Source organism: Devosia polycyclovorans (assembly GCF_042181575.1).
GTDB classification, from domain to species: Bacteria; Pseudomonadota; Alphaproteobacteria; order Rhizobiales; family Devosiaceae; genus Devosia; species Devosia polycyclovorans.
This window is the reverse complement of sequence record NZ_CP170082.1, coordinates 921,541-938,639: the sequence shown is the minus strand read 5'-3', so window position 1 is coordinate 938,639 and position 17,099 is coordinate 921,541. Positions and strand designations below refer to the sequence as shown.

Sequence of the window (17,099 nt, the reverse complement as noted above, 5' to 3'; positions counted from 1 at the left end):
TCTCTTGGTGGAAGAAGCTGGAACGAGGGTTAGGCGGCTGATGAAAATCCTGCAAGAGCGTTCATTGCAATGAAAGTCAAAAATACCTAGGTTCCGCCTCGGCGCGGTGAGGCGCGCGATCAGCCGGCGGCCTTGCCGATGCGGCAGCATGGAGGCCCGAAATGGTGCAGACGATCAATGCGGTGACCCCGCTCACCGAGGCCCGTGCCATTCTGGCCGACAGCTTCGACCTCAAATTTTCCAAGGCAGTCGAGCGCGCCACCGACAAGATCTTCGATCGGGTCAAGGACAAGATCCCTGAGATCGAATGGCCCTTCTATGCCCCGCTGATCTTCCAGATCAACCGGCTCAAAAAGGAAAAAGACGCGGTTATCCTCGCCCATAATTACCAGACGCCGCAAATCTATCACGGCGTGGCCGATGTGGTGGGCGACAGCCTGCAACTGGCCGTCGAGGCCACCAAGGTTACCCAGTCGGTCATCGTGCAATGCGGCGTGCATTTCATGGCCGAGACCTCAAAACTGCTCAATCCGGAAAAGACCGTGCTGATCCCCGATAGCCGCGCCGGCTGCTCGCTCTCGGAAAGCATCACTGCCGAGGATGTCGTGGCCATGCGCGAACAATATCCCGGCGCCCCGGTCGTCACCTATGTCAACACCTCGGCCGCCGTCAAAGCCGTCACCGATGTGTGCTGCACCTCTTCCAACGCCCTCGACATCGTCAATCGCGTCGAGGGCGACACCGTCATCATGATCCCGGATCAATATCTGGCCGCCAACACCGCCAAGAAGACGAAAAAGAAGATCATCACCTGGGCCGGCGCCTGCGAGGTGCACGAGACCTTCACCGCCGAAGACATTTCCGAGCTTCGCCACGCCTATCCCACGGCCAAGATCATCGCCCATCCCGAATGCCCGCCCGAGGTGATCGACGCGGTGGATTTTGCCGGCTCTACCGCCGCCATGATCGACTGGGTCAAGACCACCAAGCCGCCTCGCGTGGTCATGGTCACCGAATGCTCCATGTCCGACAATGTGGCCAGCGAAACCACCGGCGTCGACTTCCTGCGCGGCTGCAATATCTGCCCGCACATGAAGCGCATCAATCTCGAAAACGTGCTCTGGTCGCTGCACACCGGCACTGAGGAAGTAACCATCCCCGTAGAGATCATCGCCCCGGCCCGGCTGGCCGTCGAACGGATGATCGAGCTGAGCCGAAAGGGCGACTAGGGCCGCTTGGCGATCAGATCGATCTCCACCAGCGCCCCCACGGCCAGCGCGGTGACTCCGATGGTCGTCCGCGCGGGCAGTTTTCCTGGTTCAAAGAATGTCGGCCACAGCGCGTTAAGCGCTGCATAGTCCCGTTCAAACTGGGTGAGGTAAATCCGGGCCATGGTCACATGCTCAAGCCCCAGCCCGATCCCGTCGAGCACGATCTTCAGATTGTCCATCACCCGCGCCGTCTGCGCCTCGATACCCTCGGGTAGCGGCGCATCAGGCGCCGCCGGGTCGGTTGGCATCTGCCCGGTGACAAAGACAAAGCCATCGGTCTCGACCGCGTGGCTAAATGGCGCGACGGGGCGGGGACCGGCGGAAATCATGTGATAAAGCAGTTCACTCATGGGCAGCGTAACCTTCTGCGGATCAGACCCGCAGACGAGCCTGCGCCATGGCGTCCTGTCAACCACCCGTGATGCGGCTTGCCCTGGCCCTTCGAACCGGTCAGACTTGTGCTTGCCATGAGCATTCACCGACTGGTTTTTGCTGCACTGCTGCTGGCCCCGGCGCCTATCACCCCCGGCCTGGCCCAGCCCTATGGCCAAAGCCAGGCACAGTCCGCCCAGTTGGATAGGCTCTTCTCCCAGCTCTCCGCCTCAACCGACGCACAAGCCGCCCGCACCATAGCCAACGATATCTGGCAGATCTGGATCCAGCCCGATGATCCCGTGCTTGCAGCACGCGTGGCCGAAATCATGACGACGGGCGGCTTTGCCGGCCCGGCCAGCCAGTTACCCCTGATTGATAGGCTGATTGCCGATTATCCCGACTATGCCGAGGGCTGGAACATGCGGGCCACGGCGCATTTCCTCAACGGCGCCTATGAAAAATCCTTGGCTGACATCGTAGAAACTCTCACGCGCGAACCGCGCCATTTTGGCGCGCTTTCCGGCCGTGCCCTGATCTATCAAGCCCAGGGAAAGCGCGAGCTGGCCCTTGAAGCGATCACCGAGGCACTCGATATTCATCCTTTCCTGGCCGAACGCGCCCTCTTTCCCGAACTGGGCCCGCCCCCCATTCGCAGCTGAACCCCAATAGGACAGACGACACCATGAGTGATGGCGACCACACCATTCATCACGAGCAGGGCCCGACGCGCGGTCGCTATTTCATCCGCCTCGCCCCCGGCGCCGAAGCGGAAATGACCTATAGCAAGACCGGCCATGGACCCATGATCATCGATCATACCGGCGTGCCCCCCGAATTTGAGGGGCGGGGTATCGCCCTCAAGCTGGTCAAGGCCTCAATCGCTGATGCCAGGGAACAGGGCTTCAAGATCACCCCGGTGTGCCCCTATGTCGTCGTGCAGTTCCGCCGCCACCCCGAATGGCGGGATTTGCTGGTTTAGTAGCCGTAGCGATATTTGTCCGCCGTCTCCGCCAGAATGGGTGCCAGCGCCTCCCAACTCACCCGGGCGGTTGGAGCCCCATAGGCATAGGCCGAGATTTCATAGGGCTGGAACTGCACCACCAGCCCATAGGGATCGGACAGATCCCAGCGCGTCGGGTCTGTCACCACATCGGTCAGGTCGCCCAGGCTATCGGGCCAGAGCGCATCGCCATGCTCGGCCTCAGCTGCTTCGGTGACGAGGTTGAGCAGTTTCTTCTGCCAGCCCTTGCCGGCAAAAATGTCCCCGGCCTCCAGCCAGCGCCCCTCGTCCTTGAGGAAGTGCTGATAGCTGATGGTATAATTGCCATGCGCCGCACCATGCCCATACCAATAGGTATTGACCGCCAGGGACAGGCGGTTGCCGGAAATTTCGTCAATGGTGATGGAATTGGTTGAATCGCTTGAAGAATCTTCGGCCATCGTTTCGGGGCCGCCCTGCTCTCCAAATCCTCCGGCGATCACCTCGCCCTCGGCTCGAACCAGGGCATTGAAATTTTTGGCGAAGCCATCGTCGCCATCGATCTGCACCAGCGCCAGCTCATGCTGCGCCACCGGCCAGTTTGAATCGGGATTGTCAGCCTCATAGGGGTCCGGCAGCGCGGCATAGCGAGCGCTGGGATAGACCCTGATTCCTTCGATCATCCGGCTGGTCTCGAGCACCCGGCTACGGCTGTTGAACAGATCGTTGAGGCAATAGATTCCGCGCTCGTCATAGCTGCCGCGGGTCATGGGTTCCGCATCGCGGGTACAGGCCCGCTGCGCATAGTCGAGCCACTCGCGCTGGTCTGTGCGCAGCTCTTCGACCGCAACTTCCGACAATCCGCCAATGGCTGTGGCATAGGTCTTGGCCAGCCGCTCATCGGCCGCCGAGAGATCGGCATTGTCACAAATGGCATGTTCAAATGGCGTTGCCGCCTTGGCACAGTCAAAGCTGGCCGCCAACGCCGCAACCGGCGGCAGGCTGAAGCTTCCAAGCACGGCGAGAAGGGGAAGGACGAGGCGAACCATTTCTGCTCCCTGGCATGAGGCGGGCTGACGATATCGCCAGTTTTGCCGCCCGTCACCCCGTCGGCAACTAACCGCGCGCACTGCGCGGCGGCTGCATCAGCTCGGCGTCGAACACCACCACCATGTTGCGCCCTCGGGTCTTGGCCATATAGAGCGCAGTGTCGGCCATATCGATCGCCACATCCAGCGTATCGCTTGGCTCGGCCAGACACGCCCCGGCGCTCACCGAAACGGCAATATTGCGGCCATCCTCGAGCACTACCGGGTTCTCGTCGATCGCCAGAGTCACCCCATGGGCCGTCGCCCGCAGCCGCTCCGGCGCGCATTCGGGCACCAGCACAATGAACTCGTCACCACCCCAGCGCGCGCAGCTGTCCTTCGGACCCAGCGCCGCCGAGATGCGGCGAGCGACCTCGAGCACGACCACGTCCCCGGCGGCGTGACCATAAGTGTCATTGATCGATTTGAACCGATCGATATCGACCAGCAGCAAGCCATAGGGTCCCTGCGAACTGGCCTCGGCATGCGCCGCGACAAAGCCGCGCCGGTTGAGAATACCGGTTTGCCCGTCCCGGAACGCCAATTGTTCGAGCTCCAGGGTTCGCTCCCGCACCCGCGCTTCGAGCAGGCGCCTATTATCATCCACCGCCGCGGCCATTTCGGTAAAGCTGACGGCCAGCCGCCCGATCTCGTCCTGCCGCCCGGTCCCCATCGAAAGAGCCGGGCCGTAATCGCCCTCGCGCGCACTGCGCACCATGCCCTCGAGCGCCTGAACGCGGTCCAGCACCGCCCGCTTGAATACGAACATGGCCAGCCCCGTCACCAGCGCCATGACGGCTACCAGCAACAACCCGACTGGCAGGAACAGGCGCCGGTCGATGATGGCATCGAGATCCATCAGCGTCACATTGTACCAGCCGAGCTTGTCAAGATACCCCACACCCACCAGCGTCTGCTTGCCATCAATGGTGACGAAGGCGGACTGCGCCAGCGCCGCCCCGCCGGTGACGCTTTCAAACAGGCGCTGCAACACTGCCTTGTCTTCCGGCCCGTCGACGAGGGTATAGACGCTGCGCTTGTCGCTCATGTCCGAGGAAAGGCTGGCCAGGCTTACCAGATTTTCGTCGCGATGGGCCTGCACCTGGCCCCGCCGGTCGACAAACATCGAGATCACCCCGCGCTGGGGTATATTGACCACCTCCTGAATGAAATTGGTCAGGTCGATTCCGGTGCCCAGCACGCCGAGCACCTGTTGACCCTCGCGGATGACACAGTTCATCCAGACCTTGGTGACACGCAGATTGGCGTCATTATCGACGTTGAGGTGACAGCCCTCCCCTAGTGCCTTGGCGGTGAAATACCAGGCATCGCGCGGGTTTTCGCGGTCGACTGTGTAGCGCAGCTGATCCCCGGCATAGGCATTGGCCGCGTCATTGAAATAATAGTGACCCGAGGCATCGATGGTGAAGAAATAGGAGTGGTCGGCAAAATTCTGGCGGAAGTGCTCCAGTTCGGCGAGACCGCGCCGCGCCAGCACAGGATTGTCCTCATCCCGCGCCCAGTCCCGAATGGCCTGGCTGCCCGCCAGCGTTTCGGCCAGCGACACTTCACGCACCAGCGCCCCCAGGCCCCGATGGCGGTCATAAAGCACCTGCTTTTCGGCAAACAGCGTCCCGAGCTGGATGACCGTCGAATTGATCACCCAGTTGAAGGCAAAATAGGCCGGCACGGCCACTGCGCCAAAGCCCAGAGCCAGGAAAATCAGCACCCTCAAAGAGAGCGTATCGGCTATGCGACGTCCGAAACTGGAGATGGTCATCCTCGTCCGGCTAATGACACCCACTGGCGTCAAACTGCCCGCAAACGCCTCAAGAAGCTGTTAACGTTTTGGCAAGCCGGCGACGAATTCAGAGGAAAGCCTGGATTGCCGTCAGCTCATCCTGCCGCAGTTCATGCCCGCCCTCGTGCCAGGCCAGCTTGGTTTCAGCGCCATTGGCTTCGAAGTAGTCCGCCAATTGCTGCGTCGCCCCCGCCGGGGCAATCGGGTCGCGCCGCCCCGCCGTAATTAATACCTCTCGACCCGCGAAATTCGCTGGCGGCGGCGCAAACGGGATCAACGGATGCATCAAGACCGCCTTGTCGAACAGCTCCGGCGCGGAAAACTGCACCGAGGCCAAAATATTGGCGCCGTTGGAATACCCGAGGCCAATGACCTGCGACGACGCCCCCGCCTGTTCCCGCACGAACTGGGCCATCGCCGCGGTACGCCGGGCCAGATCCTCCATGTCATAGACGCCCTCTCCAGTGCGCCGGAAATAGCGCAGCGCCCCCTGCTCGCTGACATCGCCGCGAGGCGCGACACGCCTGACGCCGGGCAGCAATTGCCCCGCCAGTTCGAAAAACTGGTTCTCGTCGCCACCCGTCCCATGAAACAGGAAGATCACCGGTGCCGTTTCATCTGCGGCGGGATCGGCGCGAAACTGATAGCTGGACATGGCAGGACTCCTTTTCGTTCCCGATATTGAGGCTTTCAGCTTCAAGGGCAATGCGCCGGCCGGACCACGCACTGTTGATCAATCCGAAACAATCGCGGGTTCAGCCCAATTGCGCGCCGCCTTGATCGGGCTATGATGGGCCATGTTTTTGTCAGTTTTCGACGTCTTCAAAATCGGTATCGGCCCCTCCAGTTCCCACACCATGGGGCCGATGACCGCCGCGCGCCGCTTCCTTGACGATCTTGCCGCGGGCAACTGGCCGCGCGCCGCGCGCGCCCGCCCTGCCGCCATAACCGCGAGTCTGCACGGCTCGCTGGCCTTTACCGGTATCGGCCACGGCAGCGACCGCGCCGTCATCCTGGGCCTGGCCGGCGAAGACCCCAAGACGGTCGACCCCGACGCCATGAACTCCATCATCGCCGAAATCCGCGAAACCGGCCGCGTCACCCCGCCGGGTCACCCCGCCTATCGCTTCCGCCCCGCCGTCGATCTGGTGCTCGACAAGCAGACGCCATTGCCGGGCCATCCCAATGGCCTGCAGTTCAGCGCCTTTGACAGCGATGGCCAGCGCCTCTTGCGCCGCGTCTATTATTCCATCGGTGGCGGTTTCGTGGTCACCGCTGAAGAGCTCGAAGCCGTGCGCAGCGCCTCGCCCGCCGAGGCGGACGTGCCCTGGCCCTTTGCCGATGCGTCCGAAATGCTGGACATGGCCAAGCGCTCGGGCCTGTCCATCGCCGCCATGAAACGCGCCAATGAGGAGGCCCGGCTCTCCCGCACCACGCTCGACCGGCAGCTCGATCAGGTCTGGTCGGTCATGTCCGGCTGCATTGATCGCGGTCTCGACCAGCGCGGCGAACTGCCCGGTGGCCTCCGGGTCAAGCGCCGCGCCGCTGCCATTCACGACCAGCTCAAGGACAAATGGCAGCGCAACGAAGTCGATCCGCTCATGGCCAATGACTGGCTCAGCGTTTTTGCCATGGCGGTCAATGAGGAAAACGCCGCCGGAGGCCGGGTCGTCACCGCGCCCACCAATGGCGCTGCCGGCGTGATCCCGGCCGTGCTGCGCTATGCCACCCAGTTCAACGCCGGCACCGGCGACGCCGCCATTCGCGATTTCCTGCTCACCGCCGCCGCCATTGGCGGCATCATCAAGCACCGCGCCTCGATCTCAGGCGCCGAGGTTGGCTGTCAGGGTGAAGTCGGTTCCGCGTCCGCCATGGCCGCCGCGGGCCTCTGCGCCATCATGGGCGGCACGCCCGAGCAGGTGGAAAACGCCGCCGAAATCGCTCTTGAACACCATCTGGGCATGACCTGCGACCCGGTGGGCGGCCTCGTGCAGATCCCCTGCATCGAGCGCAATGCCTTCGGCGCCGTCAAGGCGGTAACGGCCGCCTCGCTGGCCCTGAAGGGCGATGGCACCCACGCCGTGCCGCTCGACGCCTGCGTTGAAACCATGCGTCAGACCGGTCAGGACATGAGCGAGAAATACAAGGAAACCAGCCTGGGCGGCCTCGCCGTCAATGTCGTGGCGTGCTGACGCCTGGTTCGGACCACATATCGTGTCCCTCGCCCGGCCGCCACGTGCAGGCACACATCTTGGCCCCGCTTTTTCCTCGTCGCCGAACAGCGTGCCGCGATAGCCGAGCTTTACGCCTCAAGCATTTGCACGGCACACAGCCTGCTTTCACCGCGCCGACCATCTACCCGCCCGCCCCGATCAGCGCATCGAGCAGCGACAGGCGCGCCCCAAGCAACTCGTTGAATTGCTGGGGTTTTCTGGGTGCGCGTGCGGCAACCCTGGCCCTGCAGTCTCAGTAGCGGCATAGTGGCTGCTTCGGAAACCGTCAGCTATGGACGGTTCCGCTTTTGGCATCCGAGGCCTTGGCGCGCAGAACGCCCTGGACCCTATTTGATCTGCTTTTTCTCTTCCGGAGAGATGAAGTAGATGTGCAGGTCGTAGTGGGGAATTTCGTACCCCTCGTGCCCTTCGGCTTCGAACGTCAGATCAACATGATTTATCGAGGGGAGGTCAGTCAGGCCGGAGAGCTCCGTCCATGATGTCCCGTTCATGAAGTCCTCTTGCGACATCATGTACTCGATGCACACAACCTTGCCCTCGTGCACGCAGTAAATTGGCCCGAGCGGCAGATTTGCAGGGTTGGCCCAATGCTCTCCCATCGTGGGAACGACATCGCTGATCTTCACGACATCTGAGGGCAAGACGCTTTGATCCGGCAATCCGCCGTGACCGTCTGCGTAGGCACTGGATGATAAAAGTGCTCCAGCCAACACAATACCGGCAATGCTCTTGGTAACCATCTCTAATTCCCTCCCTTGGGATGACGTGTTGTCGTTGGGTGTAGAGAATGCACTACGCAGGCCAGATTTCTCCCAGCAGAGGTGGATGTCTGCTGCTGAGAGCAAGCTTAGCCAGACACCACGCCAGAAGTGTATTACGCAACCCAACTACTAGCAATGACAGCTTTTCAGCGGGACCCTGGCTCCAGGTCGCCAACAGCCGGCCATTTTCCGGCACCCGGGCCGAAACCGCACACACCGCAAAACCACAAAAGGAAAACCCCAGCAACTCGGATGAGTTACTGGGGTTCTTTGGTTGCGGGAGCGCGCAACAATCGCACCCCCACATTCGTTCTCGCCGCTTAGTTGGGGGCACAAAGACTCGCTATAGCCTGACTTTTCTCCGGGCCCTCCTGCCCTTCACATGCGGACGATCATCAGAAGGCTTGGCCATCGTCAGCACTGCAGTGGGCGGACCGTCGGTATAACCAGTGACCGGCTGCAGGATGATGCCCAGGTCTTTGCCCCCACACGCTTGGCACCGGAGAAGCCTCACCAGCGGGTTTGGGTTGCCAACCGTTACAAAGTCGGAGCCGAGACGCTCAGCCAATGACGGGAGGTCGAGACGCGAGTGATGGTGGCACCCATAGCCATGGCAATGGGCGGAGACTGAAAACCCGCCCTCTATGAGACTGCCGATGGTGTCGTAGCTGATCATGGCCGGATGGAATATCGAAACCCGGCCGGGGGTCAAATCACGGTCCACCCATAAATGCCTTGGCGGCCACCTGCCCCACCCATTTGATCGCCTCCAGGATCAGGCCGCCCATGAAGAGCCAAAATATGGCCAGCACCCACAACGCGCCTTTGGATCGCTCCAGCAGACTTCCGACGCGCGTGAAGACCGGGCCCATCCGAGTGACGGTGCCCTCGACAGCCTCCATCCGGCCGGTCAATTGCTGTGTGTCTCTGTCAACCTTCTCCAGCCGCTCATAGATTTTCGCCCGGCCTTCGGTTGATTGCTGGCCCTGCTGCTCGACGGTCTTGATGAGCGCATCGAGTTTGCCTTCGAGCCTTCCGATGGCCCGTTCGGAGTTCGTTTCCGTCATAGTCTGCCCTGATGATGTGGAGGTGGAGAGGGGCGGAGACGCGGGCCGCCTGTGATGATCAGCGCCGCACGAAGCTCTGCACGACGCCGACGCCGAAGCGCGAGAGTATGATCCAGCCCGCCCACTCATCGAGGGGCGCCGGCAAGGCCGCAATGTCCCATTCCTGCGGGAATGGACCGCCCTGATGCCAAAGGATGTTGTAGACACATATCGCGCCCCACCAGAGCGCCAGCGGGCCGATAAAGCAGAAGTCGACATACCACGGCATGGCGACCCGATTCTGCAGCCAGGTCTTCACCACATCTGCCTTGAGGCGTTCCCGGTCGCTTTCGGCGTCGATCTTCTTGTCGATCACGTCGAAAGCTCGCTGCACCACATTGCCTGTCAAGAAGTTGATGATCGCGGCCCACATTATGTGGCCCACCCTTTAGCCTTGGCCCAGGCATAGACCCGTTCGGTGATGCCGGCGATTGCCGCGCCACCGACCACCATGCCCCAGTTGACCGCCTCGGTGATGATCTGGATGACGTCGGGGTCAGTGGCCAACTGGTCGGCCAGCTCCGGCGTGAACACCCCAGCACCAACCAGCACCCCGGCCAGATACCGGAGTGCAATGCGAATATACGGTCCCATGATGGACCTCCTATCGTTTGAAGATTGCGTTGATGATGGCCAGCAGAAGGGCCAGGAGCGGATGCACGCGCCGTTCCGCTGCCTTGGGAGCCTCAGGCGCTTCATTGCCGCCCTTGGCCGCCAGAACTTCGGCAATGGCCCGCATTGTCTTGGGTCCCGCCTTGCCGTCGATGGTCAGGCCGTGGCCAGCCTGAAACAGTCGGACATTGGCTTCGGTCTCGGCGCCGAACCGCCCATCGATGCCACTCTTGAAGACGAAGCCAAGAGCCTGCAGATCGGCCTGGAGCACCCGGACCGCCTCGCCCTTCATGCCGGCTTCGAGAATGACGGCGCCGACAGGCACGACGGACTTGCGCGGCAGAGCCTTGCCGGTGTCCGCATCGATGCCCTTGGCGTGCTTCACGAAGGCGGCCGCCAGTTTGGTGTGATAGCCGTGGGTGGCATAGCTCGACCCATTGTAGGCCTTCGCCGCCGGGCGCCAGCTTTCCGGATCGGTGAAGTCCTTGCCCCTGAGTTTTGCAGCCAGGCCCCACGACTTCAGCAGCGTCACCATGGCCAGGAGCTGTTCGCGCTCCCCCTGCTTCATAGTAGAGAACATGGCCTCGGCCGATGCGAAGCCGGCGGCCATGTGGTTCTCGCCGAGGATCTGGGGCAGGCCGTAAGAGGCAGAGCGAAAGCCCGGCTCACGAGCAATCCCGATGGCCTTCTCCAGCCGGGGATAGCTGTCGGCGGGATAGTTGCGCTTCCACTTGGCATAGGCCAGGCCTACGCGCGCCGCCTGGTCACGCAGCGCACCGGTGAGGTTGCGCCAGAACACATGTGGCTCGAACAGCATCTTGGGCCGGTTCTTGCTGTCGAAGCCCCTGCCCGCTGCCTCGACCTCAAGGAAGGCCAGCAGCACGGCCGTTTCAATGCCGAGTACGCGCGCAGCATCGCCGACGTCGCCCTGTGCCAGGCGGCGTCCAGTCCCCACGAAGTTCATGGTTCACGTCCTATCGATGTGTTGGAAAAGAAAGAGGCGGCCCAGATGGACCGCCCTTGCGAGAGCTCTGTATGCGGACTACGAATACCGGCTCAACCGCATAGGAGCGGAAAGTGAAGTCGATCCGGCAGGTTCTTGAAGCTGTCCACGCTGAGGGCGTGTATTCATGGCCAGAGAGCGTTGAATGCCCTCTCGGGCCGATGGCTGAAACGGCGCACGAGGCCGGGTATCTTCGGCGCAGCGATGACGGGGCGGCTGGAACGTTTCAATTTTACCAGCTGACCCGACTGGGCCGGGAGTATCTTGAGCTGCCGCCCACTGTTGGTGACCGTCTCTATTACGCAGTCCGTAGCATTCTGCCACAGCATTGACCCGTTGCGTGGGACGACGCTACTCCAGTGGGAATGCCCAGACTATGCTGTTGCCAGTGTCTGCGACGTAGAGGTGATCGCCAAGAACGGCAGCGTCTTGCGGGAGGTTCATTGCTGATCCGTCTTCAGAATAGCCAAAGCGCCCACCCGCAAAGGTCGAAATAATGCCCTCGGGCGTGACCTTGCGGATAGCATTATTGAACTCATCGACAATATACACATTACCGGATGCGTCCTGGGTTAACTGCCGAGGCGTGTTAAGTTCCGCCTCACAGGCCGCGCTCCCATCACCGGAGTAGCCCCCAAACCCTTGATACACGGTTCCCTTCATTCTTCCGGCAAAGCAATTGACAACGCCGTCAGACCCCACATGAGCAACCGTGTTATTGTAGGAGTCCGCGATCAAGATGGATCCATCTTCTCGAGCAAGCACCCCACTTGGCCAGTTTAGAGCCGAAGTATTTGCGGAGCGATCCTCCGTCCACTCACCTTTCTCTCCAGTGCCCATTATCAGGTGCAGCTCATCATCCTGATCTATTGCCCAAACGGTGTGGTTTCCTTGATCCACGAGCAGAAGTCGCCCCAGTTTGTCATAGTCAACACCACGAAGGCCACCAAACAGGGAAGTGGACGCCTGAGCCCCGTCCACCGGGCGCCCCGCGTGAATGTCCCCAGCGACAATCGATACATGCCCGTTACTGACACGAGCGACACGATAGTTAGACTCTGTGACGACGACGTCTCCGGCTTCCGACACCGCCATAGCGCTCGGCACATAGAAATTGAACTCCTTTGCGGACTTTGGTGCGTCATAGCCCTGCCGACCCGTCCCCGCCACGAGATGCGTCTCTCCCGTCGCTGGGTCGTATTCAAGAATGCGCGGAGTTGCGTTGTCCAAGAGAAGCAGTTTCCCGTCGCGGACCGCCAATGACACATACTTGTGAGAAGCAGTGGCATTGCCATAAACTGTGACATTGGCCTCGTCCGACCCATCCTGCACGAAGACAGCCTGCCGGTCGGTATCGGTAATAACCAATCCGCCATCGACCGCTCTAGAAATGTGCCCTAGGTTGAAGATGGAGGCGTTGAGGACGATCTCCTCGTAAGTGGAAAAGTCATCAGCTACACGAATTAAGCGCGTAGAGGACCCAACCAGCCAATCGCCATTTTCCATCTGCAGCGCCCCACCACCATGCCCTCCTGGTATCTCGATGCGACCCACGACCTTATGATTCTCCACTTGAACTAGTTGGTTGGCTATGTGGGCGACGAATGATCCATCGTTCGCGTAGACAGCATCGCGAAACCCTTCACGATCATCATCAATCGCTTCCTTCGCAGATATCAGTTCCACCCATTCCGCGCCGTCCCACTCGAAGACCGAACTCCGACCTATCTGCACATTCTGCGCTTGGCCGTTCGGTTGAGTCTGCGCCGCTGTTACCAACACGTTCTCTCCGGCAAAATCGATGGAACTCATGTAGTAAAATACACTGCCCCCTACGCCGGCGTCTGGCGCCGGACCTGCGATGGCGCGCACAATATCGTAAGTATCAAGATCGATGAAAAGTATCTCCGCAGCGCCGGCATCCAGCACGGCTAGTGTGCCGTCAGGAGCTAGCCGCAGATCATTATAGATGCTGGGGCGAGCAGTCCCATTGTCGCGTGATGTGAGAATGCTTGTTGCCACCTCACCGTCAATCGCTTCGACTGAGAAACCCAGCGTGTTGGCAACAAAAAGCCGACCGTCTGCTGTCTGCACCGCAGCTTCAGGGTAGGTGAGGGATAGATGCTCCGCGGGCTTTACCACAGACTTGACCAGGCCGAGGACAATGGAAGGATGAGCCGGATCTGGCGGTGTGCCGTGGAACATAGGGCCGGCCGGTGCAATGATCGGCCATGCCGCCACAGCCATGGCGGCAACCATTAGAGGCGCGATCACAAATTTCCACCACCGCATTTGAAACCTCCGCCGACTATCCGTCTGTTCCCATACAACCGTCGATGGGATATTCAAGGGTATTCATTCAGGAGGCCGCAGTGCGAGTTTCACAGTGCTTTATGATTATGGCTATCTCCGGCCTGGCAATGACTGGAGGCCCAAGCTCAGCAGAAACTCCAGCATCCATACCGCTACCGCCCTGCGCAGCATCTTCTGGCTTTAATTGCCTTCGCGGGACGGATGCAATGTTTGACGGCACAGCGTTGGTCTATCTATCTGGCGTCTATGGATGCCGCCACGAAGCAGGGACCGCCGAGAGAGTGTCCGAACTCATCAACAGCGGCGGCTACCAGCTTGAATTTGTTGGCCAGGTAATGTCGGTGCCAATTGCAAAGGTCCATTTGCCATCTGGCGAACTTGGGGAAATCCTCGCCTCGGAGGGGCTGGTAGCGTGTTAAGGCTCCCACCAACCCGACACATTAATATTTACTCGGGCAATTAGTGCCTGACTTGCCCCCCCTGTTGACGGGAAGCAGAACTGATCCCCCTTAAATGTGAGGAAGAAGCTCTCCGTTGGTGACACTTGGTCTGCCCCATCTTTCACAAAGTCATGCAGTTCAGGGGTGTGGATGCCACCATCCATGTCATAGTAAAGCTGAGCACGAAGGCCCGTGCTGGATGACCCAAGCAAGAACGAAGACTGGATATAGATGCCCGTTGCCAGCGGCGACACGAACCCGGTGAACGTGAGCTTCTTGGCAGCGGTTGCCACTGGACCGTCAAGGTAGGTAGAGTTTGAGCCATCGTTCCCGTGGGCATAAACCACGTTAGTGCCGGCCATCCGGCATCGAACGGGGCCGCCGCCGCCATCGAACATGTTCCGAATTTCGGCCGTGTCGTAATAGAAGGACGTGCAATACCGATAGTAGTCCCAGCCAGACGGAGCCAAGAGCAACAGACTCCCGGCAGCCACATTGCCTATCGTGTCCAGTGTGATGGTAGTCGCTGTATTCGCGGTGACGGTGGCCACCCGCATCGTCCATGATTGCGCCGAGAACATCTCGGTGATCACCAGAACTTCCGTTCCGACAAGCGCGTCGTCCGCCCAGCTATAGGTCGCGGCAGGAAGCGTCCCCAGCGCATCAGCCAGCTCGCCACATTTGCCCAGCGTTATCACGCCACCTGCAACGGATCGTGCGCGGAGAAAGGGCGACAGTTCAAAGCTGGCGTTTGCATCACCATCGTTTGCGACGGCAAAGGCCCCATACCAGTTTTCGGTAGTGGGCGAGGTCATGCCGTGTGACAGGTCGTCCGTCATGTTCATGTAGTTCTGAAACGCCGCGCTCGGGAATACCCTCGCACGGTCAAGGACGTATTTCCCCTTGCGGCGGAACCCGCCCATCGCCCAGCTTGTGCCTTCAACGAGGAAGTCCTGAGCAGCCGCCCACACACCAGTGTCTCGCGGGCCATTCGGATCAACCAGCCGGAAGTCCGCCTTCGCATCATCTCCGATCTTCGCGAGAGTGGCGGCGCCAGCAGCAAGCTTCGGCTCGGTAACAGCACCATCCTGAATCTTGATGGTGGACACACCATCGTCCGGGACAATCATCGCCACTGCATCATCAAGGATTTGCTGCGCCCGATTGAGCACCGACAGCAGCATTGCCCGCAGCCCCGACTTCTTCGGGTTATGAACGCCGCTGGATGGGTCGCCAACCGGCAAGGGTGCATTGCTGGGCTCCCCAGGCAAGCCGTCGCCAGTATAGCGCTTGAACTCCCGCAGTTCGCGGTTGACATCATCTTCAGCGGCCATTGTGTGCCTCAACAAAAAGCCCGCTCGGAGCGGGCAACATCATGGAAGGGTTATCTCAGCGAGGGGGCTGGTCCAGTCCCCCGCCGTCTCAAGCGGACCGCGCCATCGGGCCCGAGCCTGGTAGTCGCCATTGGGCAGTTCCGGGGTGAAACCGGTAAGGGCGCCCGGCTCGACATCCATCTCCTGCCAGACAGACCCGGCACCGGCCCGGTATTGCACCTGCAATTGGAGGTCGGTGCGCTCCGGCGCATCCACCTCGGCGGTGATGACATTGCTGTCCTTGGTCAGGGTCAGGTTTTCCGGGACAGGGAACGTCAGGTCTGGCCTGGTGTCCTGAGGAACGGGCGGCTGTGCAGATTCCTCGGCTGTGGACCAGAGATAGGCGGCTTCGCTGATCGACATCACGCCAAGTTCCACGGCCGTCAGGTCAGGACGAAGCTCGAAACCGGCTACGAAGAACGCATCATCGATTTCCAACTCTGGCAGTACGTTGCGAATGGTCCGCTCACCTAGGGCATCGAGGCCGCCCAAATCGGTTACAATGGTGCCCTTCCATTCCGGGTTGGCCTTGGCGGTGTGGATTTTGGCCAGGCGCCGCGCCTGGGTGGCAGACGGCACCATGTCGAGGTTGAGCGTGGATGACAGCACGCCACGCTCTGCCTGGTCCGTCAGGTTCTCCCATGCCGTCAGTTCCATCGACTGATAGTCGTGGTCGGGTGAGGTATGGATGATCTTGAGTTCGTTGAAAGCGGCGAAGCGATTGTTGCCCTGCTCCATGGAATGGCTCAGCACCATGTCACTGCGAATGGTGACGGTCGGCGCTTCCCACTTGCCGCCGCGAATGGCGATCTGCCCGCCTGGGGTCTGGTAGAATTCGGCGTCACAGGTGGCTCGCATCTTTGCCAGAACGTCCTGCGGGTCATCCGTGAGGCTATAGACACCCCAGAGACGATAACGCTGCTCAGTGCCCCCTGCTGCCAGTGGCACGGGCTCATCACAGACATCGGCAAAGGCAATGAAGCTGTTGATGTCGATATCGGCCCGGCTTCGATTGTAGCCGTCCGGATGGGTCAAATAGTCGAGAATGCAGAGTGCGGCATTGTCGCTCCAGAGCCAAGTGCTCTCGTCATCCGGGTCTTGCGCTTCGTCGCGCGGATCCCAGACACGGGAGAGCCGACAAACGCACCGTACCGGAGTGTTGTAGCCATCCGGGAAGATCGACTGGAAGGCGTCGGCCGGCGGCGAGTAGAAGCGCACGAACCAGTTGGCGATGCCGCGAAGCCGATGGTCTTCGGTCCAGACATCGGGCCACGCGGTCATCATGCCGCCGTGGCTCAACTGATCGTCGCTGCCATCCTGCTCATTGATCTGGACATAGCCATTTAGCGGCGCCGTCGTGACCATACCGTCCGAGGGGTTTCGCTCGACAGCTATATCCCCGACATAGAACTGCTCGAAGGCATCGATCTTGCCGCTATGGGCCATGATGACCTGGTAGAGGATGCCGCTTGCGCTATCCCAGAACGCTCGTGTGCCCCCCAGCTTTGCGCGGCCATAGCCACGAATGCGCGGACCGGTTGATTGGTTGATCGTTGCCTGAGCCTGCGGCGTCGAAAGGGTTGGGCGATTGCCGCCACTGACCAAAGCTTTCACACCCAGAAGCGCTACGCCGATGGCAAGGTTCGTGACGGCACCAGCAACGGCCAGAGAAGCCGAAATAGACAAGCCGAGATTGCCCAGGCCGATAGCGACCCAGGTTGTCAGCGTTGAGAAAATTGCCAT

18 protein-coding genes are annotated in these 17,099 nt (G+C 60.8%); 6 read left to right on the top strand and 12 right to left on the bottom strand.

Features of this window, described 5'->3' with window-relative positions:
• Window positions 1–161: 161 nt before the first annotated feature.
• Entirely contained in the window at window positions 162–1,229 is a 1,068-nt protein-coding gene (gene nadA / locus ACE4RL_RS04885; RefSeq protein WP_375599400.1) for a quinolinate synthase NadA, read from the top strand.
• Here the strand turns inward: nadA and ACE4RL_RS04880 are convergent.
• Window positions 1,226–1,612, bottom strand: a complete 387-nt coding sequence (locus ACE4RL_RS04880; RefSeq protein ID WP_375600235.1) for a RidA family protein — start codon at window positions 1,610–1,612, stop codon at window positions 1,226–1,228. The genes nadA and ACE4RL_RS04880 overlap by 4 nt on opposite strands.
• Window positions 1,613–1,738: 126 nt before the next feature.
• On the opposite strand from ACE4RL_RS04880, the gene ACE4RL_RS04875 reads away from it, so the two are divergent.
• Together ACE4RL_RS04875 and ACE4RL_RS04870 are read left to right on the top strand one after the other, a co-directional pair.
• Window positions 1,739–2,305, top strand: coding sequence for a tetratricopeptide repeat protein (locus ACE4RL_RS04875; RefSeq protein ID WP_375599399.1), 567 nt, complete (start codon window positions 1,739–1,741; stop codon window positions 2,303–2,305).
• A gap of 23 nt (window positions 2,306–2,328) precedes the next feature.
• Window positions 2,329–2,625: a GNAT family N-acetyltransferase gene (locus ACE4RL_RS04870; protein ID WP_375599398.1), complete on the top strand. Its 297-nt coding sequence runs from the start codon at window positions 2,329–2,331 to the stop codon at window positions 2,623–2,625.
• Here ACE4RL_RS04870 and ACE4RL_RS04865 read toward each other — a convergent pair.
• The 3 genes from ACE4RL_RS04865 to ACE4RL_RS04855 form a co-directional block, all read right to left on the bottom strand.
• Complete coding sequence (locus tag ACE4RL_RS04865) at window positions 2,622–3,674, bottom strand: DUF3298 domain-containing protein (protein WP_375599397.1); 1,053 nt, start codon at window positions 3,672–3,674, stop codon at window positions 2,622–2,624. The genes ACE4RL_RS04870 and ACE4RL_RS04865 overlap by 4 nt on opposite strands.
• A gap of 67 nt (window positions 3,675–3,741) precedes the next feature.
• Window positions 3,742–5,493 carry a diguanylate cyclase gene (locus ACE4RL_RS04860; RefSeq protein ID WP_375599396.1) on the bottom strand — a complete coding sequence of 584 codons (1,752 nt, stop codon included), beginning with the start codon at window positions 5,491–5,493 and terminating at the stop codon, window positions 3,742–3,744.
• Window positions 5,494–5,581: 88 nt separating this feature from the next.
• Complete coding sequence (locus tag ACE4RL_RS04855) at window positions 5,582–6,169, bottom strand: alpha/beta hydrolase (protein WP_375599395.1); 588 nt, start codon at window positions 6,167–6,169, stop codon at window positions 5,582–5,584.
• Between ACE4RL_RS04855 and ACE4RL_RS04850 the strand changes: the two genes are divergently transcribed.
• Window positions 6,168–6,305: a hypothetical protein gene (locus ACE4RL_RS04850; RefSeq protein WP_375599394.1), complete on the top strand. Its 138-nt coding sequence runs from the start codon at window positions 6,168–6,170 to the stop codon at window positions 6,303–6,305. The genes ACE4RL_RS04855 and ACE4RL_RS04850 overlap by 2 nt on opposite strands.
• A 6-nt stretch (window positions 6,306–6,311) precedes the next feature.
• Window positions 6,312–7,706 carry an L-serine ammonia-lyase gene (locus ACE4RL_RS04845; protein WP_375599393.1) on the top strand — a complete coding sequence of 465 codons (1,395 nt, stop codon included), beginning with the start codon at window positions 6,312–6,314 and terminating at the stop codon, window positions 7,704–7,706.
• A gap of 368 nt (window positions 7,707–8,074) precedes the next feature.
• On the opposite strand, the gene ACE4RL_RS04840 is transcribed toward ACE4RL_RS04845, so the two are convergent.
• From ACE4RL_RS04840 to ACE4RL_RS04815, 6 genes are all read right to left on the bottom strand, one after another.
• Window positions 8,075–8,488, bottom strand: coding sequence for a hypothetical protein (locus tag ACE4RL_RS04840; RefSeq protein ID WP_375599392.1), 414 nt, complete (start codon window positions 8,486–8,488; stop codon window positions 8,075–8,077).
• A 734-nt stretch (window positions 8,489–9,222) separates the two neighbouring features.
• Window positions 9,223–9,576 carry a hypothetical protein gene (locus ACE4RL_RS04835; protein ID WP_375599391.1) on the bottom strand — a complete coding sequence of 118 codons (354 nt, stop codon included), beginning with the start codon at window positions 9,574–9,576 and terminating at the stop codon, window positions 9,223–9,225.
• Window positions 9,577–9,634: 58 nt separating this feature from the next.
• On the bottom strand, window positions 9,635–9,988 hold the full coding sequence (locus tag ACE4RL_RS04830) for a hypothetical protein (protein WP_375599390.1): 354 nt from the start codon (window positions 9,986–9,988) through the stop codon (window positions 9,635–9,637).
• Entirely contained in the window at window positions 9,988–10,209 is a 222-nt protein-coding gene (locus ACE4RL_RS04825; RefSeq protein ID WP_375599389.1) for a hypothetical protein, read from the bottom strand. The genes ACE4RL_RS04830 and ACE4RL_RS04825 overlap by 1 nt, the downstream gene beginning before the upstream one ends.
• Window positions 10,210–10,219: 10 nt before the next feature.
• On the bottom strand, window positions 10,220–11,191 hold the full coding sequence (locus ACE4RL_RS04820) for an N-acetylmuramidase domain-containing protein (RefSeq protein WP_375599388.1): 972 nt from the start codon (window positions 11,189–11,191) through the stop codon (window positions 10,220–10,222).
• Window positions 11,192–11,581: 390 nt separating this feature from the next.
• Window positions 11,582–13,522, bottom strand: a complete 1,941-nt coding sequence (locus tag ACE4RL_RS04815; protein ID WP_375599387.1) for a hypothetical protein — start codon at window positions 13,520–13,522, stop codon at window positions 11,582–11,584.
• A gap of 227 nt (window positions 13,523–13,749) precedes the next feature.
• On the opposite strand from ACE4RL_RS04815, the gene ACE4RL_RS04810 reads away from it, so the two are divergent.
• Window positions 13,750–13,962, top strand: coding sequence for a hypothetical protein (locus ACE4RL_RS04810; protein WP_375599386.1), 213 nt, complete (start codon window positions 13,750–13,752; stop codon window positions 13,960–13,962).
• On the opposite strand, the gene ACE4RL_RS04805 is transcribed toward ACE4RL_RS04810, so the two are convergent.
• Window positions 13,959–15,317, bottom strand: coding sequence for a hypothetical protein (locus tag ACE4RL_RS04805; protein WP_375599385.1), 1,359 nt, complete (start codon window positions 15,315–15,317; stop codon window positions 13,959–13,961). The genes ACE4RL_RS04810 and ACE4RL_RS04805 overlap by 4 nt on opposite strands.
• Window positions 15,318–15,356: 39 nt before the next feature.
• Window positions 15,357–17,099, bottom strand: coding sequence for a hypothetical protein (locus tag ACE4RL_RS04800; protein WP_375599384.1), 1,743 nt, complete (start codon window positions 17,097–17,099; stop codon window positions 15,357–15,359).